This window comes from Bacillus kwashiorkori (assembly GCF_001375515.1).
GTDB lineage: Bacteria > Bacillota > Bacilli > Bacillales > Caldibacillaceae > Bacillus_BK > Bacillus_BK kwashiorkori.
Genome location: NZ_CTDX01000012.1, coordinates 45,532 through 62,430, shown reverse-complemented (window position 1 = coordinate 62,430; position 16,899 = coordinate 45,532). Strand labels below are relative to the sequence as shown.

14 protein-coding genes are annotated in these 16,899 nt (G+C 36.8%); 11 read left to right on the top strand and 3 right to left on the bottom strand.

All coding sequences use genetic code 11. The features are described 5' to 3' along the window. Positions 1-90: 90 nt before the first annotated feature. Complete coding sequence (locus BN1242_RS03485) at positions 91-1,284, bottom strand: glycine C-acetyltransferase (RefSeq protein ID WP_062351348.1); 1,194 nt, start codon at positions 1,282-1,284, stop codon at positions 91-93. 197 nt (positions 1,285-1,481) lie between these two features. Continuing rightward, positions 1,482-3,056 carry a glutathione ABC transporter substrate-binding protein gene (locus tag BN1242_RS03480; RefSeq protein ID WP_072136163.1) on the bottom strand — a complete coding sequence of 525 codons (1,575 nt, stop codon included), beginning with the start codon at positions 3,054-3,056 and terminating at the stop codon, positions 1,482-1,484. A gap of 347 nt (positions 3,057-3,403) precedes the next feature. Between BN1242_RS03480 and nikC the strand changes: the two genes are divergently transcribed. The 10 genes from nikC to BN1242_RS03430 all read left to right on the top strand — a co-directional run bounded on the left by nikC (position 3,404) and on the right by BN1242_RS03430 (position 14,052). Then, positions 3,404-4,312, top strand: coding sequence for a nickel transporter permease (gene nikC / locus BN1242_RS03475; protein WP_077216092.1), 909 nt, complete (start codon positions 3,404-3,406; stop codon positions 4,310-4,312). Positions 4,313-4,323: 11 nt separating this feature from the next. Beyond that, on the top strand, positions 4,324-5,247 hold the full coding sequence (locus BN1242_RS03470; protein WP_062351342.1) for an ABC transporter permease: 924 nt from the start codon (positions 4,324-4,326) through the stop codon (positions 5,245-5,247). A gap of 16 nt (positions 5,248-5,263) precedes the next feature. Further along, entirely contained in the window at positions 5,264-6,289 is a 1,026-nt protein-coding gene (locus tag BN1242_RS03465; protein ID WP_062351339.1) for an ABC transporter ATP-binding protein, read from the top strand. Then, positions 6,261-7,271: an ABC transporter ATP-binding protein gene (locus BN1242_RS03460; RefSeq protein WP_062351336.1), complete on the top strand. Its 1,011-nt coding sequence runs from the start codon at positions 6,261-6,263 to the stop codon at positions 7,269-7,271. The genes BN1242_RS03465 and BN1242_RS03460 overlap by 29 nt, the downstream gene beginning before the upstream one ends. A 228-nt stretch (positions 7,272-7,499) precedes the next feature. Then, positions 7,500-8,150 carry a LytTR family DNA-binding domain-containing protein gene (locus BN1242_RS03455; RefSeq protein WP_062351332.1) on the top strand — a complete coding sequence of 217 codons (651 nt, stop codon included), beginning with the start codon at positions 7,500-7,502 and terminating at the stop codon, positions 8,148-8,150. A 244-nt stretch (positions 8,151-8,394) separates the two neighbouring features. Then, a complete protein-coding gene (locus BN1242_RS03450) occupies positions 8,395-9,906 on the top strand; it encodes an acetyl-CoA hydrolase/transferase family protein (RefSeq protein ID WP_062351330.1) in 1,512 nt (503 codons plus the stop codon). A gap of 401 nt (positions 9,907-10,307) precedes the next feature. Continuing rightward, entirely contained in the window at positions 10,308-10,487 is a 180-nt protein-coding gene (locus BN1242_RS03445) for an SE1832 family protein (protein WP_062351327.1), read from the top strand. Between the two features lie 179 nt (positions 10,488-10,666). Continuing rightward, the gene (locus BN1242_RS03440; protein ID WP_062351324.1) at positions 10,667-11,089 is read left to right on the top strand and encodes a universal stress protein; all 423 of its coding nucleotides are present in this window, start codon (positions 10,667-10,669) and stop codon (positions 11,087-11,089) included. Between the two features lie 209 nt (positions 11,090-11,298). Beyond that, positions 11,299-13,005: a DUF6044 family protein gene (locus BN1242_RS03435; RefSeq protein WP_062351321.1), complete on the top strand. Its 1,707-nt coding sequence runs from the start codon at positions 11,299-11,301 to the stop codon at positions 13,003-13,005. Between the two features lie 27 nt (positions 13,006-13,032). Further along, a complete protein-coding gene (locus BN1242_RS03430) occupies positions 13,033-14,052 on the top strand; it encodes a glycosyltransferase family 2 protein (protein WP_062351319.1) in 1,020 nt (339 codons plus the stop codon). A 241-nt stretch (positions 14,053-14,293) separates the two neighbouring features. Here the strand turns inward: BN1242_RS03430 and BN1242_RS03425 are convergent, their stop codons facing one another. Then, entirely contained in the window at positions 14,294-15,073 is a 780-nt protein-coding gene (locus tag BN1242_RS03425; RefSeq protein WP_062351316.1) for an alpha/beta hydrolase, read from the bottom strand. A gap of 337 nt (positions 15,074-15,410) precedes the next feature. Between BN1242_RS03425 and BN1242_RS03420 the strand changes: the two genes are divergently transcribed. Further along, a complete protein-coding gene (locus BN1242_RS03420) occupies positions 15,411-16,736 on the top strand; it encodes an L-cystine transporter (RefSeq protein WP_275259441.1) in 1,326 nt (441 codons plus the stop codon). Positions 16,737-16,899: the final 163 nt, after the last annotated feature.

Genomic DNA, 16,899 nt, shown 5'->3' with positions numbered 1-16,899 from the left:
AAATCAAATGATTATCGTAAAAAACGTTGAATCGCCTAATTTCGCTCTATCCATTAAGCATAATAATCATTGTTGTCTGTTACTAAAGCCTTAAGATAAGATTCCAAGTTCTTTACCGACTTTTTCATAAATTGCTAAAGCTTGGTCTAACATTTCCTTCGTATGGGCAGCTGTTGGCATGTTTCTTATGCGCCCTGTTCCTTTTGGTACGGTTGGGAATACGATGGATTTAGCATATACTCCTTCCTCGTAAAGTCGTTTGCTAAATTGTTGGGTTGTCATTTCATCACCGATAATGCAAGGTGTTATCGGTGTTTCACTTTGACCGATATCGAAGCCTAACCTTTTCAAGCCAGCCTTTAAATACCGCCCATTCTCCCAAAGCTTATCATGAAGTTCGGTACTTTCCATTAATAATTCAATTGCTTTTGTTGCAGCCACTGCATCTGCTGGTGTTACCGCAGTTGAAAATAAAAATGGCCGAGAACGTACTTTTAACCAGTCAATTAGCTCTCTTTTTCCTGCAACATATCCTCCAACGACACCGATTGCTTTCGATAACGTCCCAATTTGAAAGTCTACCTTGTCTTGCAGACCAAAATGTTTCACTGTTCCTGCACCGTTACCGAGAACTCCAGAACCGTGAGCATCATCGACATATACCATTAAGTCAAATTCTTCGGCTATTTCTACAATTTCAGGTAGTAGAGCAATATCACCATCCATCGAAAATACACCGTCAGTAATGACCATTAACTTCTTATATTTTCCTGATTCTTTAGCTTCTTTTGCTTTTGTCCGTAAGTCTTCCATATCTGAGTGGTTGTAACGAATAATTGTTGCCCTTGATAGACGGCAGCCATCAATAATCGATGCATGATTTAATTCATCAGATAAAATCGCATCATTTTTATCCATAACGGCGGAAATTGCTGCCATATTACAGTTGAAACCGGACTGGTAAGCAATCGCTGCTTCTGTTCCTTTAAATGTAGCAATTGTATCTTCCAATTTAGTATGTACTGCTAATGTTCCATTAATAGTACGGACCGCTCCTGCACCAACGCCCCAATCATCAATTGCCTTTTTAGCAACTTCTTTTAAGCGGTCATCAGTTGCTAAACCGAGATAGTTGTTGGAAGATAAATTAATTAATTCTTTGCCATCGATACGAATGATTGGACCGTTGGCAGATTGTAATGGGTCAATTTCATTATATAAACCTTGATCTTTTAAATCTTGTAAATTTGTTTGTAAAAATCCATGTAAAGTTGAACTTGACATCGTTATGTCCTCCTATCAATATGTTATCGAAAGATAGTATTTTATTATAAATAAATATTGCTTATTGTTACATTGTCACTAATCATTTTAGCATATTCATTTATTTATGTAATGAAATTTAAGATTTACTTTAACGAGAAAAAAAGCCATCTAAAGTGATGATTGTTCACCTTTAGATGGCTTCGCTCTTTTAAATGTTATTCAATTGTTACGTCTTTTAATAAGAACATTCCCGCAGCTGTTACACCAAATCCTTTTACATTATCACTTACGCCGTTCAAATGCTCTGTATGCATTAAGTATAGCATCGGGGCAAGTTCTACTAGTTTTTCTTGTGCTTCTTTATATAAAGCAAGACGTGTTGTGTTATCTGTTTCTTGTCGTGCTTTTTCTAAAATAGAATCAAGTTCCGCATCTTTTAAGAACGTACGGTTCCCTGGATCACCGACATTATCCGAATGGAATAATGGGAACATGGCATAGTCCGCATCAGCTGTTGCAGTAGACCATCCTAAAATGAACATATCATGGTTACCTGCTGCTGTTTGCTCTAAGTAGGAACCCCACTCTAATTCTTCAATTTTTACTTCTACACCAATTTCTTTAAGTGCGCTTTGGACATACTCTGCGATCTTACGGCGATCTGGGTTGTCATTTGTCCAAATAGTTGTTTCAAATCCGTCAGGGAAACCTGCTTCGGCTAATAATTTTTTAGCTCCTTCTACATCATATTCAATTGGCTTGACGGATGCATCAAAACCATATACATCTGGGGCAAGCGGACCAACTGCTGGTACTCCTGTCCCTTCATATATTCCGTTAATAATTTCGTTCTTATCAATTGCCATAGAAATGGCTTGACGAACTTTCACATTATCGAACGGTGCTTTTTGTGCATTAAAACCAACATACGATAAACTCAACGATGTTTGCTTATTAACACCGGCGTTCGCCAAATCTTCTACCCGTTTCAAATCCGATGGACTAACTGGATCAATAATATGGGAATTACCAGTTTCTAATTCTGCTACTCTTGTTAATGCTTCCTTCACTACTTTCCAAGTGACACTATCCAGCTTTGCCTTTTCTCCCCAATAATCGTCATTACGTACTAGCTTAATAGACTCACCAGAGTTCCATTTACCTAATTTAAACCAGCCAGTTCCAGATGGATTTAAGCTAATATAAGCTCCTGCTTTTTTCTTAGAATCTTTTTCAATTTCCTCGTAATCTTTTTTGATTGCTTCTGCACTAATCATACTGCCACCACTATGCGCTAAGTGTGCTAGGAATGGGGCAAATGGATATTTTAATTTAAATTGTACAGTTGTTGGATCTACTGGATTAACCGACTCAATCATTTCGAATAAGAAGGCTCTAGGTGAAGCAACTTTCGGGTCTAAAATTCGTTCAAAGTTTGCTTTTACTACATCTGCGGTAAAATCAGAACCATCATGGAATTTTACACCTTCTTGTAGTTTAAATTCATAGGTTGTGTCGTCAATCATTTTCCATTCCTTTGCAAGTCCTGGGACGATTTCCATTTTTTCGTTTTGATAAACTAAAGTTTCATAAATATTGTAAGCAACATTACTAGATGGAACATCGTTGGAACCATGCGGATCTAATGAAACTGCCTCTGAAAGGCTAGCGATAATTAAATCCTGGGCCTTCTTTTCGTCTCCACCATTTTGTCCGCCTGAATTTTTGCCTCCCGTCTCTTCCTTTTTACCGCCACCACATGCAGATAGTACCAATGCAAACATTAACATGAAGGCAAGTAATAAAAATGATTTTTTCTTCAAAAAAATTCCCCCCTGTTTGAATTTGTTTTTGTAATAGTGAAAATCTAGTAAACAACTTGATGTTTTTACAAATATACCGTGAAATGAATAAATTCTCAATATCTTTTTTTGAAAAATCGTACATCTTTTTTCGACAAGCTGTTGCTTTTTTTGTCGAATTTTGTAATAAAATAGCGTTTTTTGCCATATTTTGTTGAGAGAAAACTATAGGATTAAATTAATTTTTTACTAATATAATATTACATAATTATTAATTTTATTGTATGATAGGTTAAACTCTATGAATTCAAAATATTGATACAGACAAAGAAAGGATGGAATCTATGACGAATCAACCAATTCAAACGACAACCACTCCTCCAGTTTCCAAACAAAAGGGTCAATCCAATTGGATGATTTTTTACCGACGCTTCAAAAAGAATAAAGCTGCACTTATTGGCGGATATTTTATTTTATTTTTTATTTTAGTTGCAATCTTTGGACCGATGTTCACCACACATGATCCGAATTTGGTCAAGTATTCTATTAAATTACAAGAGCCTTCAAGTGAGCATTGGTTCGGTACTGACCATAACGGTCGTGATATTTTCACAAGGATTATTCACGGGATGAAATTAACCTTATTTGTTGGATTTTTCTCCGTATTTATTGGAATGATTGCAGGGGTCGTTTTAGGAATTATATCTGGTTATTACGGGGGAGTAATTGACACAATTATAATGCGTGTGGTCGATGTTTTCCTTGCATTTCCAGGAATTTTGCTTGCGATTGCTATTGCCGGTGTATTAGGGGGCAGTTTATACAATGTCATTATTGCTGTTGCTGTGTTCTCAGTCCCTTCCTTTGCCCGTATCGTTCGCGGTTCGACGTTAGCCGTTAGGAAACTAGAATATATAGACGCGATTAGAGCTCTTGGTGCGAAAGACTTACGAATAATCTTCAGGCACATTTTACCGAATATTATGTCTCCAATAATTGTACAAGCGACATTGCGAATAGCGACGGCCATTTTAACAGCTGCAGGTTTGTCTTTCTTAGGTTTGGGTGCTCAACCCCCAGAACCAGAGTGGGGAGCTATGTTAAATGATGGACGGTCCTATATTTTCGACTATCCACATGTGGCGTTATTCCCAGGTCTTGCAATTGTTACGGTCGTATTAGCATTTAATATTTTTGGAGACGGGCTGAGGGATGCGTTAGATCCTAAGTCAAGTAAAAAATAGGGGGGCATTTCATGTTTAAATTTATTATTCGCAGAATCTTACAAACGATACCAGTACTTTTCGGGGTAACTGTTCTTGTCTTTTTATTACTTCACCTAACACCAGGCGATCCCGCGTTAGTTATCGCCGGAGAAGGTGCTCCGAGAGAAACAATTGAACAAATCCGAGAAAAACTTGGCTTGAATGATCCCTTACATGTTCAATACGGAAAGTTCCTAGGTAATTTATTACAAGGGGATTTAGGTGATTCCATTCGTAGTAACCGGCCTGTCGTTGATGAAATTTTTGAGAGCCGGTTTTGGATAACGTTAGAGCTTGCTATATACAGTGTTATTCTAGCTGTTTTTTTAGGATTAATTGCTGGAATCATTTCTGCCGTAAAACAGTACTCTTGGATGGATGTTTCCATTATGGTTGTTGCTTTATTCGGTTTATCGATGCCAAACTTTTGGCTAGGGTTAATGTTAATTAAGTATTTTGCGATAGAAGTTCGTATCTTTGATCCGTCCGGATGGGGAACATGGCAACAAAATATTTTACCAGTAATTACATTAGGTACTGGTGGTGCAGCCATTATTGCTCGAATGACTCGCTCCAGTATGCTTGAAGTGATTAATCAAGATTATATTCGAACCGCTCGAGCTAAAGGAGTAAAGGAACAAATCGTCATTTACAAACATGCTTTAAAAAATGCACTTATTCCTGTCGTGACTGTAGTGGGCTTAGAGTTTGGCGGTTTTCTCGGTGGAGCTGTATTAACAGAGAGCGTTTTTGCCGTGAATGGAATGGGAAGATTAGTCATTGATGCGATATATCAACGAAATTTTCCAGTTGTCCAAGGAACAGTGCTAGTTATTTCTATCTTGTTCGTCATTGTTAATCTATTAGTAGACATTTCGTATCGATACTTAAATAAGCGAATTGAGTTGAATTAAAAAAGGGGTGCATGTTGTGAGCAAAAATATATTAGAAGTTAATAATCTGCGAACATCCTTTTTTACTAGTGAAGGAGAAGTAAGGGCGGTAGACGGTGTTAGTTTTTCTTTACCCGCCGGAAAGACGTTAGGAATTGTTGGCGAATCTGGTTCTGGTAAAAGTATTACTTCTTTATCCTTAATGCGCCTCATAGACCATCCAGGGAAGATTGTCGGTGGTGAAGTAATCTTTAAAGGGGAAGATTTGCTGAAAAAATCAAAAAAAGAGATGCGGCATATTCGTGGCAATCAAATTTCTATGATTTTCCAAGAACCGATGACTTCTTTAAACCCTGTATATACTATTGGCGACCAAATTGCCGAGTCATTTCAAATCCATCAAGGATTATCAAAGCGAACAGCTAAAATAAAGGCTGTTGAAATGCTGAAACTAGTCGGTATTCCATCGCCGGAAAAACGAGTGGATCAATACCCATTTGAATTATCTGGAGGAATGCGGCAAAGGGTAATGATTGCAATGGCACTTGCATGTAATCCGAGTTTGCTAATTGCGGATGAACCAACGACTGCCCTTGACGTTACCATTCAGGCACAAATTTTGGAACTAATTAAGGACTTACAAAAACGATTGAATATGTCCGTTATTTTTATTACTCATGACTTAGGGGTAGTTGCTGAAACTTGTGACTATGTAGCAGTAATGTATTGCGGAAAAGTAGTAGAGTATTCGGATGTGAAAACACTTTTCAAAAATCCGAAACATCCATATACTGTCGGCCTGCTTAATTCATTACCACGACATGACATGGATCAAGAGGATCTCGTTGCAATAAAAGGGGCGGTACCAAGTCCATTTGATATGCCAAAGGGCTGTAGTTTTGCCCCTCGTTGTCCATTTGCATCCCCTATTTGCCACGAGAAAGTACCAGAACTTACTACTTTAGAACAAGGAAGAGATGTTCGCTGTTGGATTTATACAGATGAGTGGGATGGAGATAAGGAGGTGAATGTGAATGGAAAAGAAGCCACTGTTAACCGTTAAAAATTTAAAACAACATTTCCCGATTAAAGGGGGATTTTTAGGACGAACAGTGAATCATGTTAAGGCAGTGGATGATATATCTTTTACCATTTACGAAGGAGAAACTGTAAGTATTGTTGGTGAATCCGGTTGTGGAAAATCAACAACTGGAAGAGCAATTTTGCGTCTGGATGAACCGACTAGTGGCGAAGTATATTTCCAAGGGGAAAATGTGCTTACTTTAAGTAATCGGAAAATGCGAAAATTACGGAAGGAAATGCAAATCATTTTCCAAGACCCTTACGCCTCACTGAATCCGCGTCAAACCGTGAAACAAATCTTGGAAGAGGCACTGGCAATCCAAAAAGTAGTACGGAAAAAGGAGAGAAATGATCGTGTATTAGATTTGTTAGAGAAAGTTGGGATTGCTGCCTATCAAGCGGACCGTTACCCGCATGAATTTAGCGGGGGACAAAGACAGAGGATTGGTATTGCACGCGCACTTTCCGTTGACCCAAAATTAATAATTTGTGATGAGGCCGTTTCCGCACTTGATGTGTCTATCCAAGCACAAGTATTAAATTTATTAAAAAGTTTGCAAAAGGAGTTTAAACTTACTTATCTCTTTATCTCACATGATTTAGGAGTCGTTCGCCATATTTCTGATCGCATTATCGTGATGTATTTAGGAAAGATTGTGGAAACGGGGGATAAACACTCGATTTTTGAGAACCCACAACATCCTTATACGAAGGCTTTATTATCTGCCATTCCAGTGCCTGATCCAGAACGAAAAAAAGAGCGTATTATTTTAAAAGGGGATGTTCCTTCACCAATTAATCCCCCTAGCGGTTGCCGCTTTCATACGCGTTGTCCATTTGCAACAGATCTTTGCAAAACAAAAGAACCAGTGTTAACGACAGAAGATCATATGAAGGAAAGTCATCAAGCCGCTTGCCACTATATAAATGATTTTGCTGGGAAAATACCTGCACATAACTAAAAACATAATAATTTAAGGACTGTCAAAATGAAAGGATTTGATTCCTTTCCATTGTTAGACAGTCCTTTTATTTTTCTATCAACCTGTGTCCTGTAATTTCATTTACTTTATGTAGAAAAATAGCTATTACAAGCATTTTTTTACTTTGTACGGTATAATATTGATAGATTAATATGACTATTAGCCTTTTCCAAAATACAAAAACAATTGGTAAATGGAGGTAAAACCGTGAATAAGTTACCTGCTCCAAATATTTTGGAAACGTTCTTAGATATTTTCCCTTCTGAAACATCTATCGCTGTTGCCGATAAAAATAAATTTGTATATTATCGGCCAAGCCAACTAATTAACTTACAGATTAAACCTGGCGATGAAATTCGTAAAGGATCCGCTACTTATAAAGCGTTACTGTCGAAGCAACGAATTTTCACTTACATTGACAGTAATGTTTTTGGAATTTCCTATTTCGGTCTTTCTGTGCCCGTAATAAAAAACGAGGAAATAGAGTCCGTTATTACAGCAATTTTACCAATACGAACAGATCAATCCACTCCAGCAATCTTTACTGTGAAAAATAATGACCGCTGGTTTCCGATTTCAATTAACGATATTATTTATTTAGAAGCCGAACATAGAAAGGCAAAGATTGTCGCAAAACATATTTCTGGTCTTCACAAATACCATTTGTCTGATATAGAACAATTTTTGCCAGCCGATAAGTTTATTCGCTGCCACCGTTCATTTATTGTCAATATGAATGAAATAGCAGAAATACAACCTGATTTTCACTCTACCTTTCTATTAGTAATGAAAAATGGCGACCGTGTCCCAGTAAGTCAATCGTATGCAAGTTACTTCCGAAAAAATTTAATGTTTTAACTTTTTGATTTGCGGTCTTTTTCCCACTTTGTTTTAAGTTCTAAAACTTAGTCCAAGTGGGTTTTCTTTTTTTTAGGATAAACTTGTGAAATTATAAACAAAAATTTAAACAATATTGTTTATTTTTTATGTTTGTTTTATTCTGTTTTAATACAGTTTCTTTGTTTTTTACACAAAAGTTAATGAAAAAGTATTACGTAGCTGGTATTTTTCTATTAAGTATATAATGAGGGGGATAATACTTATGGGGAAATACAATGAGCTTATTCCAGAAACACTTCAAGGACGGATCGTGTCACCTGAAGAAGCAGCTTCTTGGATTAAAGATGGCATGACTCTAGGGTTAAGTGGTTTTACACGAGCTGGGGATGCCAAAGCGGTGCCTTTTGCACTCGTTGATCGGGCTAAAACTAATCCATTAAAAGTAAACGTTTTCACAGGTGCGTCACTCGGATCTGATATTGATAAATTAATGGCTGAGCATGGACTTATTTTAAAGCGCTTACCATTCCAAGCAGACAGTACGATGCGAAAAAAAATTAACGAAGGGGAATTACTGTTTGTTGATCAACATTTGTCCCATACAGCAGAACTTTTACGGGCAAATGTTTTACCAACGATTGACTATGCAATTATTGAGGCTGTCGCAATTACCGATGATGGCATGATTATCCCAACTACTTCTGTTGGTAATTCGGGTATTTTTGTTGAAAACGCAAAAAATGTGATAGTTGAGCTTAATACTGCTAGTCCGAAAGAATTAATTGGCGTTCACGACATTTATGAACAAGGACCACAAGGGGAGAGAAAACCTGTGCCGATGACAAAAGTCGATGATCAAATCGGCACTATCGGTATTCCAGTGAAATTAGAAAAAATTGCTGGTATTGTTCTGACAAACCATGTCGACTCACCTTCTACTATCGTACCGCCTGATGAAGAAACACAAATGATGGCAAATCATTTAATGGCCTTTTTAGAAAAGGAAATTGAAAGTGGGCGCTTAACAAAACAATTAGCACCTTTACAATCTGGCATCGGTTCCGTTGCAAATGCGGTACTACATGGTTTATTGGACTCCGATTACACAGATCTAGAGGTATATTCGGAAGTATTACAAGATGCAGTATTTGATTTAATCGATGCTGGGAAGGTTCGTTTTGCATCAGGTTGTTCCATCACCTTATCCGAAGAACGCGGAAAAGAAGTATATGGCAATTTTGCCAAATATCAAGATAAATTAATTTTGCGTCCTCAGGAAATTTCTAATTTACCTGAGATAATTCGCAGGCTCGGGTTAATATCGATTAATACGGCACTTGAAGTTGATATATATGGAAATGTCAATTCCACACATGTATTAGGAACTAAGATGATGAACGGAATTGGCGGGTCTGGTGACTTTGCTCGAAATGCTAGACTAGCTATTTTCGTAACAAAGTCTATTGCCAAAGGGGGAGCGATTTCAAGTATTGTCCCATTCGTCTCCCACGTGGACCATACGGAACATGATGTAGATGTTATTGTTACGGAACAGGGCTATGTTGACCTACGAGGACTTGCTCCGAAAGAGCGAGCACCACTTATTATTGAAAAACTAGCACATCCATTATATAAACAACAGTTATTAGAATACTATAACGAAGCTTTAGCAAACGGTGGCCAAACACCGCATATATTAGAAAAAGCCTTTTCTTGGCATATTAATTTTGCCAAAAAAGGAACCATGCTAGAAAAAACACTTCAGCATAATTAAAGGTGAGCTTGGCGAAAACTTCGATAATTCCACGGAAAGCGAACTGTATCCGTTAAGAATAATCGTAATACAACCTTTATTTTTAAGGTAGTTAATTAGCTAAGAAAAATTGTTATATGTTTATGCAACCATCATTCATAATGGTTTATGAATGTGGCTATATATTCATCTTCCTACTTATTGGGGTGTCCGATATTCATACCACAAATTTGTGAGTATGAACTTTCGTGACAACCCCATTTATGTTTGTCCCTATGAAAAAAATTCCTCATTGTTTTTCAGTAAAAAGGAGGCAATTTAGAAAAACTTAAGCAGCACTTATCATTGGTCATCATTGCTCCAAAAACTATAATATAAAAATAAGCAGTAAGCTTTGATTACGATACGAGGAGATGACAAAAATGACAAAGGATGAAATTCAACAAAAAATAGCCGAATTGAAAAGTGACTATGTCCGCATACAAGGGGACTTAGAAAAACTTGAGTCTGTTGGCCGCAATGTCTCCACCGCGGAAAAACAGTTGGAGGAAATGGAGAAGGAGTTGAAGATGTTAAGAGAATTATTAGCTAGTACTTCATGATTTTGTCCAAACATTTCCCTTCTTTACTGTGCATGTTTATTTTTTCGCCAATATATGATTATTTTTTGAAATTTAACAAAATCAGTAGGTGTTTCATTATGTGTTGGCGAATTATTTAATTAGTAGGAAAACTTACGTAGGGAGGGAAGGACATCTTCTTTAATAGAAGTCCGAAAATAATGGCTAAAAAGATTATAGTTCCGATTGATAACTCTATCCATTCCCATCGAGCATTTCAATTTGCAGTAAATCTTGCCCAATGTTTAAAAGGTGAAATTATTTTATTAAATGTCCAGCCAAATATCGCTACTACCAATGTGAAACGATTTATTTCACAAGATGAAATTGATGCTTATTTACAAGAGCTAGGGACAGAAATTATTGATAATGCTATTCAAACGGTGAAACCGACTGTTCCTATTGAAAAAGTCATTCGCATCGGTGTTCCGAAAGTAGAAATTTGCAAAGAAGCAAAAGAAGCGAATGCCTATTGTATTGTTATGGGTTCTCGCGGAATGGGACCAATTAAAGGGGCAGTGATTGGTAGTGTAAGTTACGGTGTCCTCCATTTTGCTCCTTGTCCTGTAACGATTGTACCGTAAATAAGTAGCTAAATGATCTTCTTAACAGGCACTAAGTGATTAACAGGTACTTCATTACGAAGTTAGACGACTTATTTCCATAGAAACAACAAATTTCTTGTTGTTTCTTTTTTTTATGCATAAAACATTCCAATATATGGTTATATTAATCAAGGATATTAAAATTTAGTAAACAATGACAAAGTTTGACTTTAGAAAGAGTGAAGGTAATGCTAGTTCCAGAAAAATTAAATGACCGTCGTTTACTTATATTAGCAGCTATTTTGCTTATTGCTTTCGTTTCCCCTTTATTTATTTTAGGAGAAGATGCTCATATTCGTGTTCACGATAACTTAGATTCAAATATTGCTTGGTATAAAGTTTTAGCAGAAAGCGGACAAATATTCGGAGATGCTAATGCAGTCATCCCACAAGTCATTAATGGTCTTCCCCGCTATTCTTACGGTTCCGAATGGACAGGTATTGTCTGGCTTCACGCTCTATTTCCTTCCATGCTTGCTTATGCGTTAAGCCAAACGATAACGAGGGTATTCGCCTTTATTGGCATGTATTTACTATTGCGTGACTTTTTTGTCAAAGAACCGAAAGCTGGCTGGATACGTGTTGGAGTCGCCTTTTTATTTGCAATAACCCCTTTTTGGCCATCAGGGATGTTAAGTACTTTAGGGCATCCGCTAGCATTGTGGGCATTTTTAGCTATTCGAAGTCATAAAGACTCGTGGAAACATTGGTTAACACTTGGGTTATTGCCATTTTACTCAAGTATCGTTCTTGGATTTTTCTTCTTCCTTGTATTAATTAGTCTTTTTTGGCTTTATGACCTCATTACGAAACGAACTTGGAATTGGCGTTTTCTTGGAAGTATCGCCTTTATGTCGAGTGTCTTTTTGCTAGTAGAATACCGGCTCGTTTACTCGACCATTTTTAGTGATGAAGTGAGCCATCGTTCTGAATTCATTTCATCGCGGCATGACTTATACCGATCCTTTCATTTATCTGTAAAAAATTTCTTGCTCGGTCACACACATGTAATGACATTACATACATTTGTTATTTTGCCGATAATCTTCCTTGTATTAGCATTAATTATTTTTCGGAAAGAAATAAAGAAAGAGAGAGTATATATTTTCTTACTTGTCTTAAATTATGCTTTATCGCTTTGGTATGCCTTATGGTTTAATGTGCTGTGGACTCCGTTAAAAGAACGATTTGATATTTTTAATACATTTAACTTTGCGAGATTCCATTTTGTACGTCCTTTTATTATTTATTTAACTTTTGCCCTTGCTTTATATTACTTATGGAAACTGGGAAAAAAATGGCGCTGGATTATTCCGGTAGCATTGGTCGGTCAGCTGATTGTGTTAACACCATACAATGAAGAAATTCACTATGGAGTAATCCATAAAACCCCGTCATTTCGCGAATTTTACGCAGAAAAGCAATTTGCTGAGATTAAAGATTATATCGGGGAACCGCAAGAAAACTATCGTGTCGTAAGTATTGGCATACACCCGGTAATTGCCCAGTATAACGGATTTTATACGTTAGATACGTATAATAACTTCTATCCACTTGCTTATAAATATGAGTTTAGGAAAATCATTGCTGGTGAATTAAATAAAAACAAAACATTACGGGGGTATTATGACGAATGGGGTAGCCGTTGTTATGTTTTTGTGGATGAACTCGGCAAAAAATACAACTTCAAAAAAACATCCAAGAAAAAGATTAAAAACTTGGAATTAAATACAGATGCTTTTTACGCGATGGGCGGCAGATATATTTTTTCTTCTATCCCTATTAAAAATTATGAGGAAAATAAATTAACCTTCTTACGATCATTTGATCATGATGAATCTGCATGGAAAATTTATTTATATGAGGTTAACAATACACAAATAGTATCAAGATAATGTTAAAGTAAAGGAGGATTCTTTATTGTGGATAGACAGCAACAACTGCCTAAGTTGTTCATTGTAGTTCCTTGTTATAACGAAGAAGAAGTTTTACTCGAAACGATAAAACAGCTTTCGAATACGATCCAAGAATTAGTGACTAGTGACCTCGTTGCAAAGGAGAGTAAAATATTATTTGTTGATGATGGCAGTCGAGATAAAACATGGGCAATTATCGCGAAGGCAAGTGTAGCGAATGAATTTGTGACTGGAATGAAACTAGCCAAAAATGTCGGTCATCAGAAGGCACTACTTGCTGGCTTACATAAGGCGGCGGAAGTTTGTGATTGTGCAATCTCTATTGATGCAGACTTACAAGATGATATAACCGTCATCCGTCAGTTTGTCGAAAAGTACCATGATGGATATGACATCGTATATGGTGTCCGAGATAGTCGGGATACGGACAGTTTCTTCAAAAAGAATACCGCATTGTTTTTTTATCGTCTGATGGAAAGACTTGGGATTCAATTAGTATATAATCACGCTGATTTCCGCTTATTGAGTACAAGGGCATTGCGCGAACTGTTGAAATATGAAGAAAGTAATTTGTTTTTACGGGGAATTATCCCGCTCCTCGGCTACTCTTCAACAAAGGTTTATTATGACCGAAAAAAACGACTGGCTGGAGAATCAAAATACCCTTTGAAAAAAATGCTCTCTTTTGCTTTTGATGGATTAACATCCTTTTCAATTGCACCGATTCGATTAATAACTAGTTTAGGGTTTTTATTATTTTTTATCGGTGTCATTACTGGTAGTTATGCGCTTTTTCAAAAATTTTTAGGGGCTACAACAGAAGGATGGACATCGTTAATGATTTCGATTTGGTTTATCGGAGGCTTGCAATTAATCAGCATTGGAATGATTGGCGAATACATTGGCAAAGTATTTACAGAAGTGAAGCGCCGACCAAAATATGCCGTAGACATTGACTTGCTAGAAAGGCCAATTTTATCGAGAGAAAGAGATAATATTATCCATTTGGAAGAAAAGGATGGATAAGCATTTCAAAGAAAATGTTGGAAAAGATTCTCCCAACTTTTCTCCAGTTGACTTTCCGCTAATCGGAACTTTACAAGAACGGCAAAGCAAATAAAACTAAAAAACTAATCTTAAATATCGAATCTGTCCGATAAGTACATCCAAACAGGTGGCTAATAAGGATTGTGGCTATATCGAGGTTTAAAAATCTGAATAGGGCATCCTGAGTCAAAAATGCAACTTTCAGGACAGCCCTAATTTATTAATTATTTATTGGCAGCCATTTTAATACAGATTGAATTTTCTCATCCCAGTATCCCCATTCATGGGTCCCTGAACTATAGTCGACGGTTAAGTCCAAATCAGTATTTTTACAAATCTCAGTAAATTTTACGTTGTCTTTATATAGATGATCTTCTGTCCCACATGCTTGGTATAATTTCGGGCGCGGTTGATTTGACTGTTGTAGTTTCTTTAACAACCAGAAAAGGTCATGTTCCGTATTGGAAATTTGCTTTTCTCCAAATACGAAGCGAAATGCTCTACCAATATGGTCATCCGCTGTTTCTTTGCGACTAGCAATATCGAGAACACCAGAAAGACTTGCCGCTGCAGCAATTTGGTCTGGTTTTGCAAGCGCCCATTTAAAGGCACCGTAACCACCCATAGAAAGACCAGCGACAAAATTATCCTCCCGCCGTTCTGATAATGGGAAAAATGAGCGAGCAAGAGCGGGCAATTCCTCTGTAAGAAAGGTCCAATAATCATTTCCATATTCCATATTTGTATAAAAACTATGGTGGACTTGTGGCATAACAACTGCCAAACCTAATTCCGCAACATACCTTTCAATGGATGTTCGGCGCAACCATATGGAATCATCATCACTAAATCCGTGCAATAAGTACAATGTGGGATGTCTATCCTTTTTTACTGTACCTTTCATACCTATTTGATTGTGTGTTTCTTGTGGTAAAATAACTGTCATAGTCGTGCTTAACGATAAAACTTCGGAAAAAAATGAGCATTGGATTAGTGCCATTATTTCTACTCCTTTTCTTATGGTTTAATTGTTTTTGTGAAAGTATTAACTTAATATTGTTTCGCAATGCAATTATAGTAAAATTTTACCAAGATAACGTTTGCAAATGCAACCTTATAAAATTTTCTTGTTTTTCATTATTCATACTTTACCAATCGGAATAATCGTATTATAGTTATATTAGTGTTATCGTTTATACTATAAGTAATTATGGTAAAATATGCTTTTAGGTAATAATCCATTTTATTCCATATTAACACAAGGAGGTTACACCGTGAATTCTTTATTAATTGTCATTAATATTATCGTCTTCTTGCTATTGTTAGCTGGTTTATTTATGATGCAAAAGAAACACGTTTCCTTTTCAAAACGAGTGTTTGCTGCATTAGGTATTGGAATACTACTTGGAGTAGTAATCCACTTAGCTTACGGTACAAGTTCAATTGTTACGACAACAACGATAGATTGGTTTAATATCGTTGGAACTGGTTATGTAAAACTATTGCAAATGGTTGTTATGCCACTTGTATTTATCTCTATTGTTGCTGCCTTTACCCGACTAAAAGTAACAAAAAACTTAGGAAAGATTAGTTTTTTAGTTCTTGGGATTTTGCTAGGAACAACAGCAATTTCTGCAGCAATCGGAATTGCTTCTGCTTTAGGCTTTAATTTAGAAGGTATTCAACTGCAACAAGGCGAGTTAGAATCTGCACGGATTGCAGAGCTCGGTGACCGTGTAACAACAGTAGAAAATATGACCATTCCACAACAAATTATCCAATTTTTACCTAGCAACCCGTTTGCTGATTTAACAGGTTCTAGACCAACTTCCACGATTGCGGTTGTTATTTTTGCTGCGTTTATCGGGATTGCCTATTTAGGGGTAAAAAGAAAACAACCAGAACACGCAGAAATGTTCTCGAAAATTATCGACGCTTTATACTCGATTATAATGCGGATTGTTACGTTAGTATTAAGACTTACTCCGTACGGCGTTTTAGCACTGATGACAAAAATTACAGCCACTAGCGATTATGGCGCGATTGTGAAACTAGGTAAATTTGTTGTTGCGTCTTATGCGGCAATTATTGTAATGTTTTTGATCCATCTTTTGCTAATTAGTTTTGCTAAATTAAGCCCAGTAAAATATGTGAAAAAGGCTTTACCTGCATTAACATTTGCTTTTACGTCGCGGTCTAGTGCGGGGACATTACCATTAAATATTAAAACACAAACTGATAATTTCGGTGTTGATGAAGGTACTGCAAATTTTGCTGGTTCATTCGGTCTTTCCATCGGGCAAAATGGTTGTGCGGGAATCTATCCAGCGATGCTGGCCATGATGGCAGCTCCTACTGTCGGCATTAATCCAACAGACCCTGGATTTATTGCTACTCTTATCATTGTGGTCGTTATTAGCTCATTCGGTGTTGCCGGTGTAGGCGGTGGTGCCACATTTGCATCCTTAATTGTGTTATCTGTTTTGAACTTACCAGTTGCCATTGTTGGGCTACTTATTTCCGTTGAACCGCTTATTGATATGGGAAGAACTGCATTGAATGTGAGCGGAAGTATGACAGCAGGTGTTATTACAAGTAAAGTAACTGGAGAACTAAATGAAGACATTTATAATGACCCCGAAATACAAGAGGTCCATGCCTAAGCTTCTAACTGTCAATTCATCAAGAGCTAATTCTAAAGGGATTGTTTTTCCTATTAGATTAGCTCTTTTCTTATTTTCCAGAGTTAACAGTTGGTTTTTGTCATTCCATCTGCGAAAATCTTTCCACACTTTCTTTAACATTATTTTTTCGTTGATAATATTT

Bases quoted from the DNA above. Each gene is read 5' to 3' on its own strand.
- BN1242_RS03485 (WP_062351348.1), bottom strand. From the start codon at position 1,284: ATGTCAAGTTCAACTTTACATGGATTTTTACAAACAAATTTACAAGAT.
- BN1242_RS03480 (WP_072136163.1), bottom strand. From the start codon at position 3,056: ATGTTAATGTTTGCATTGGTACTATCTGCATGTGGTGGCGGTAAAAAG.
- nikC (WP_077216092.1), top strand. From the start codon at position 3,404: ATGGAATCTATGACGAATCAACCAATTCAAACGACAACCACTCCTCCA.
- BN1242_RS03470 (WP_062351342.1), top strand. From the start codon at position 4,324: ATGTTTAAATTTATTATTCGCAGAATCTTACAAACGATACCAGTACTT.
- BN1242_RS03460 (WP_062351336.1), top strand. From the start codon at position 6,261: ATGGAAAAGAAGCCACTGTTAACCGTTAAAAATTTAAAACAACATTTC.
- BN1242_RS03450 (WP_062351330.1), top strand. From the start codon at position 8,395: ATGGGGAAATACAATGAGCTTATTCCAGAAACACTTCAAGGACGGATC.
- BN1242_RS03445 (WP_062351327.1), top strand. From the start codon at position 10,308: ATGACAAAGGATGAAATTCAACAAAAAATAGCCGAATTGAAAAGTGAC.
- BN1242_RS03440 (WP_062351324.1), top strand. From the start codon at position 10,667: ATGGCTAAAAAGATTATAGTTCCGATTGATAACTCTATCCATTCCCAT.
- BN1242_RS03435 (WP_062351321.1), top strand. From the start codon at position 11,299: ATGCTAGTTCCAGAAAAATTAAATGACCGTCGTTTACTTATATTAGCA.
- BN1242_RS03425 (WP_062351316.1), bottom strand. From the start codon at position 15,073: ATGGCACTAATCCAATGCTCATTTTTTTCCGAAGTTTTATCGTTAAGC.
- BN1242_RS03420 (WP_275259441.1), top strand. From the start codon at position 15,411: ATGATGCAAAAGAAACACGTTTCCTTTTCAAAACGAGTGTTTGCTGCA.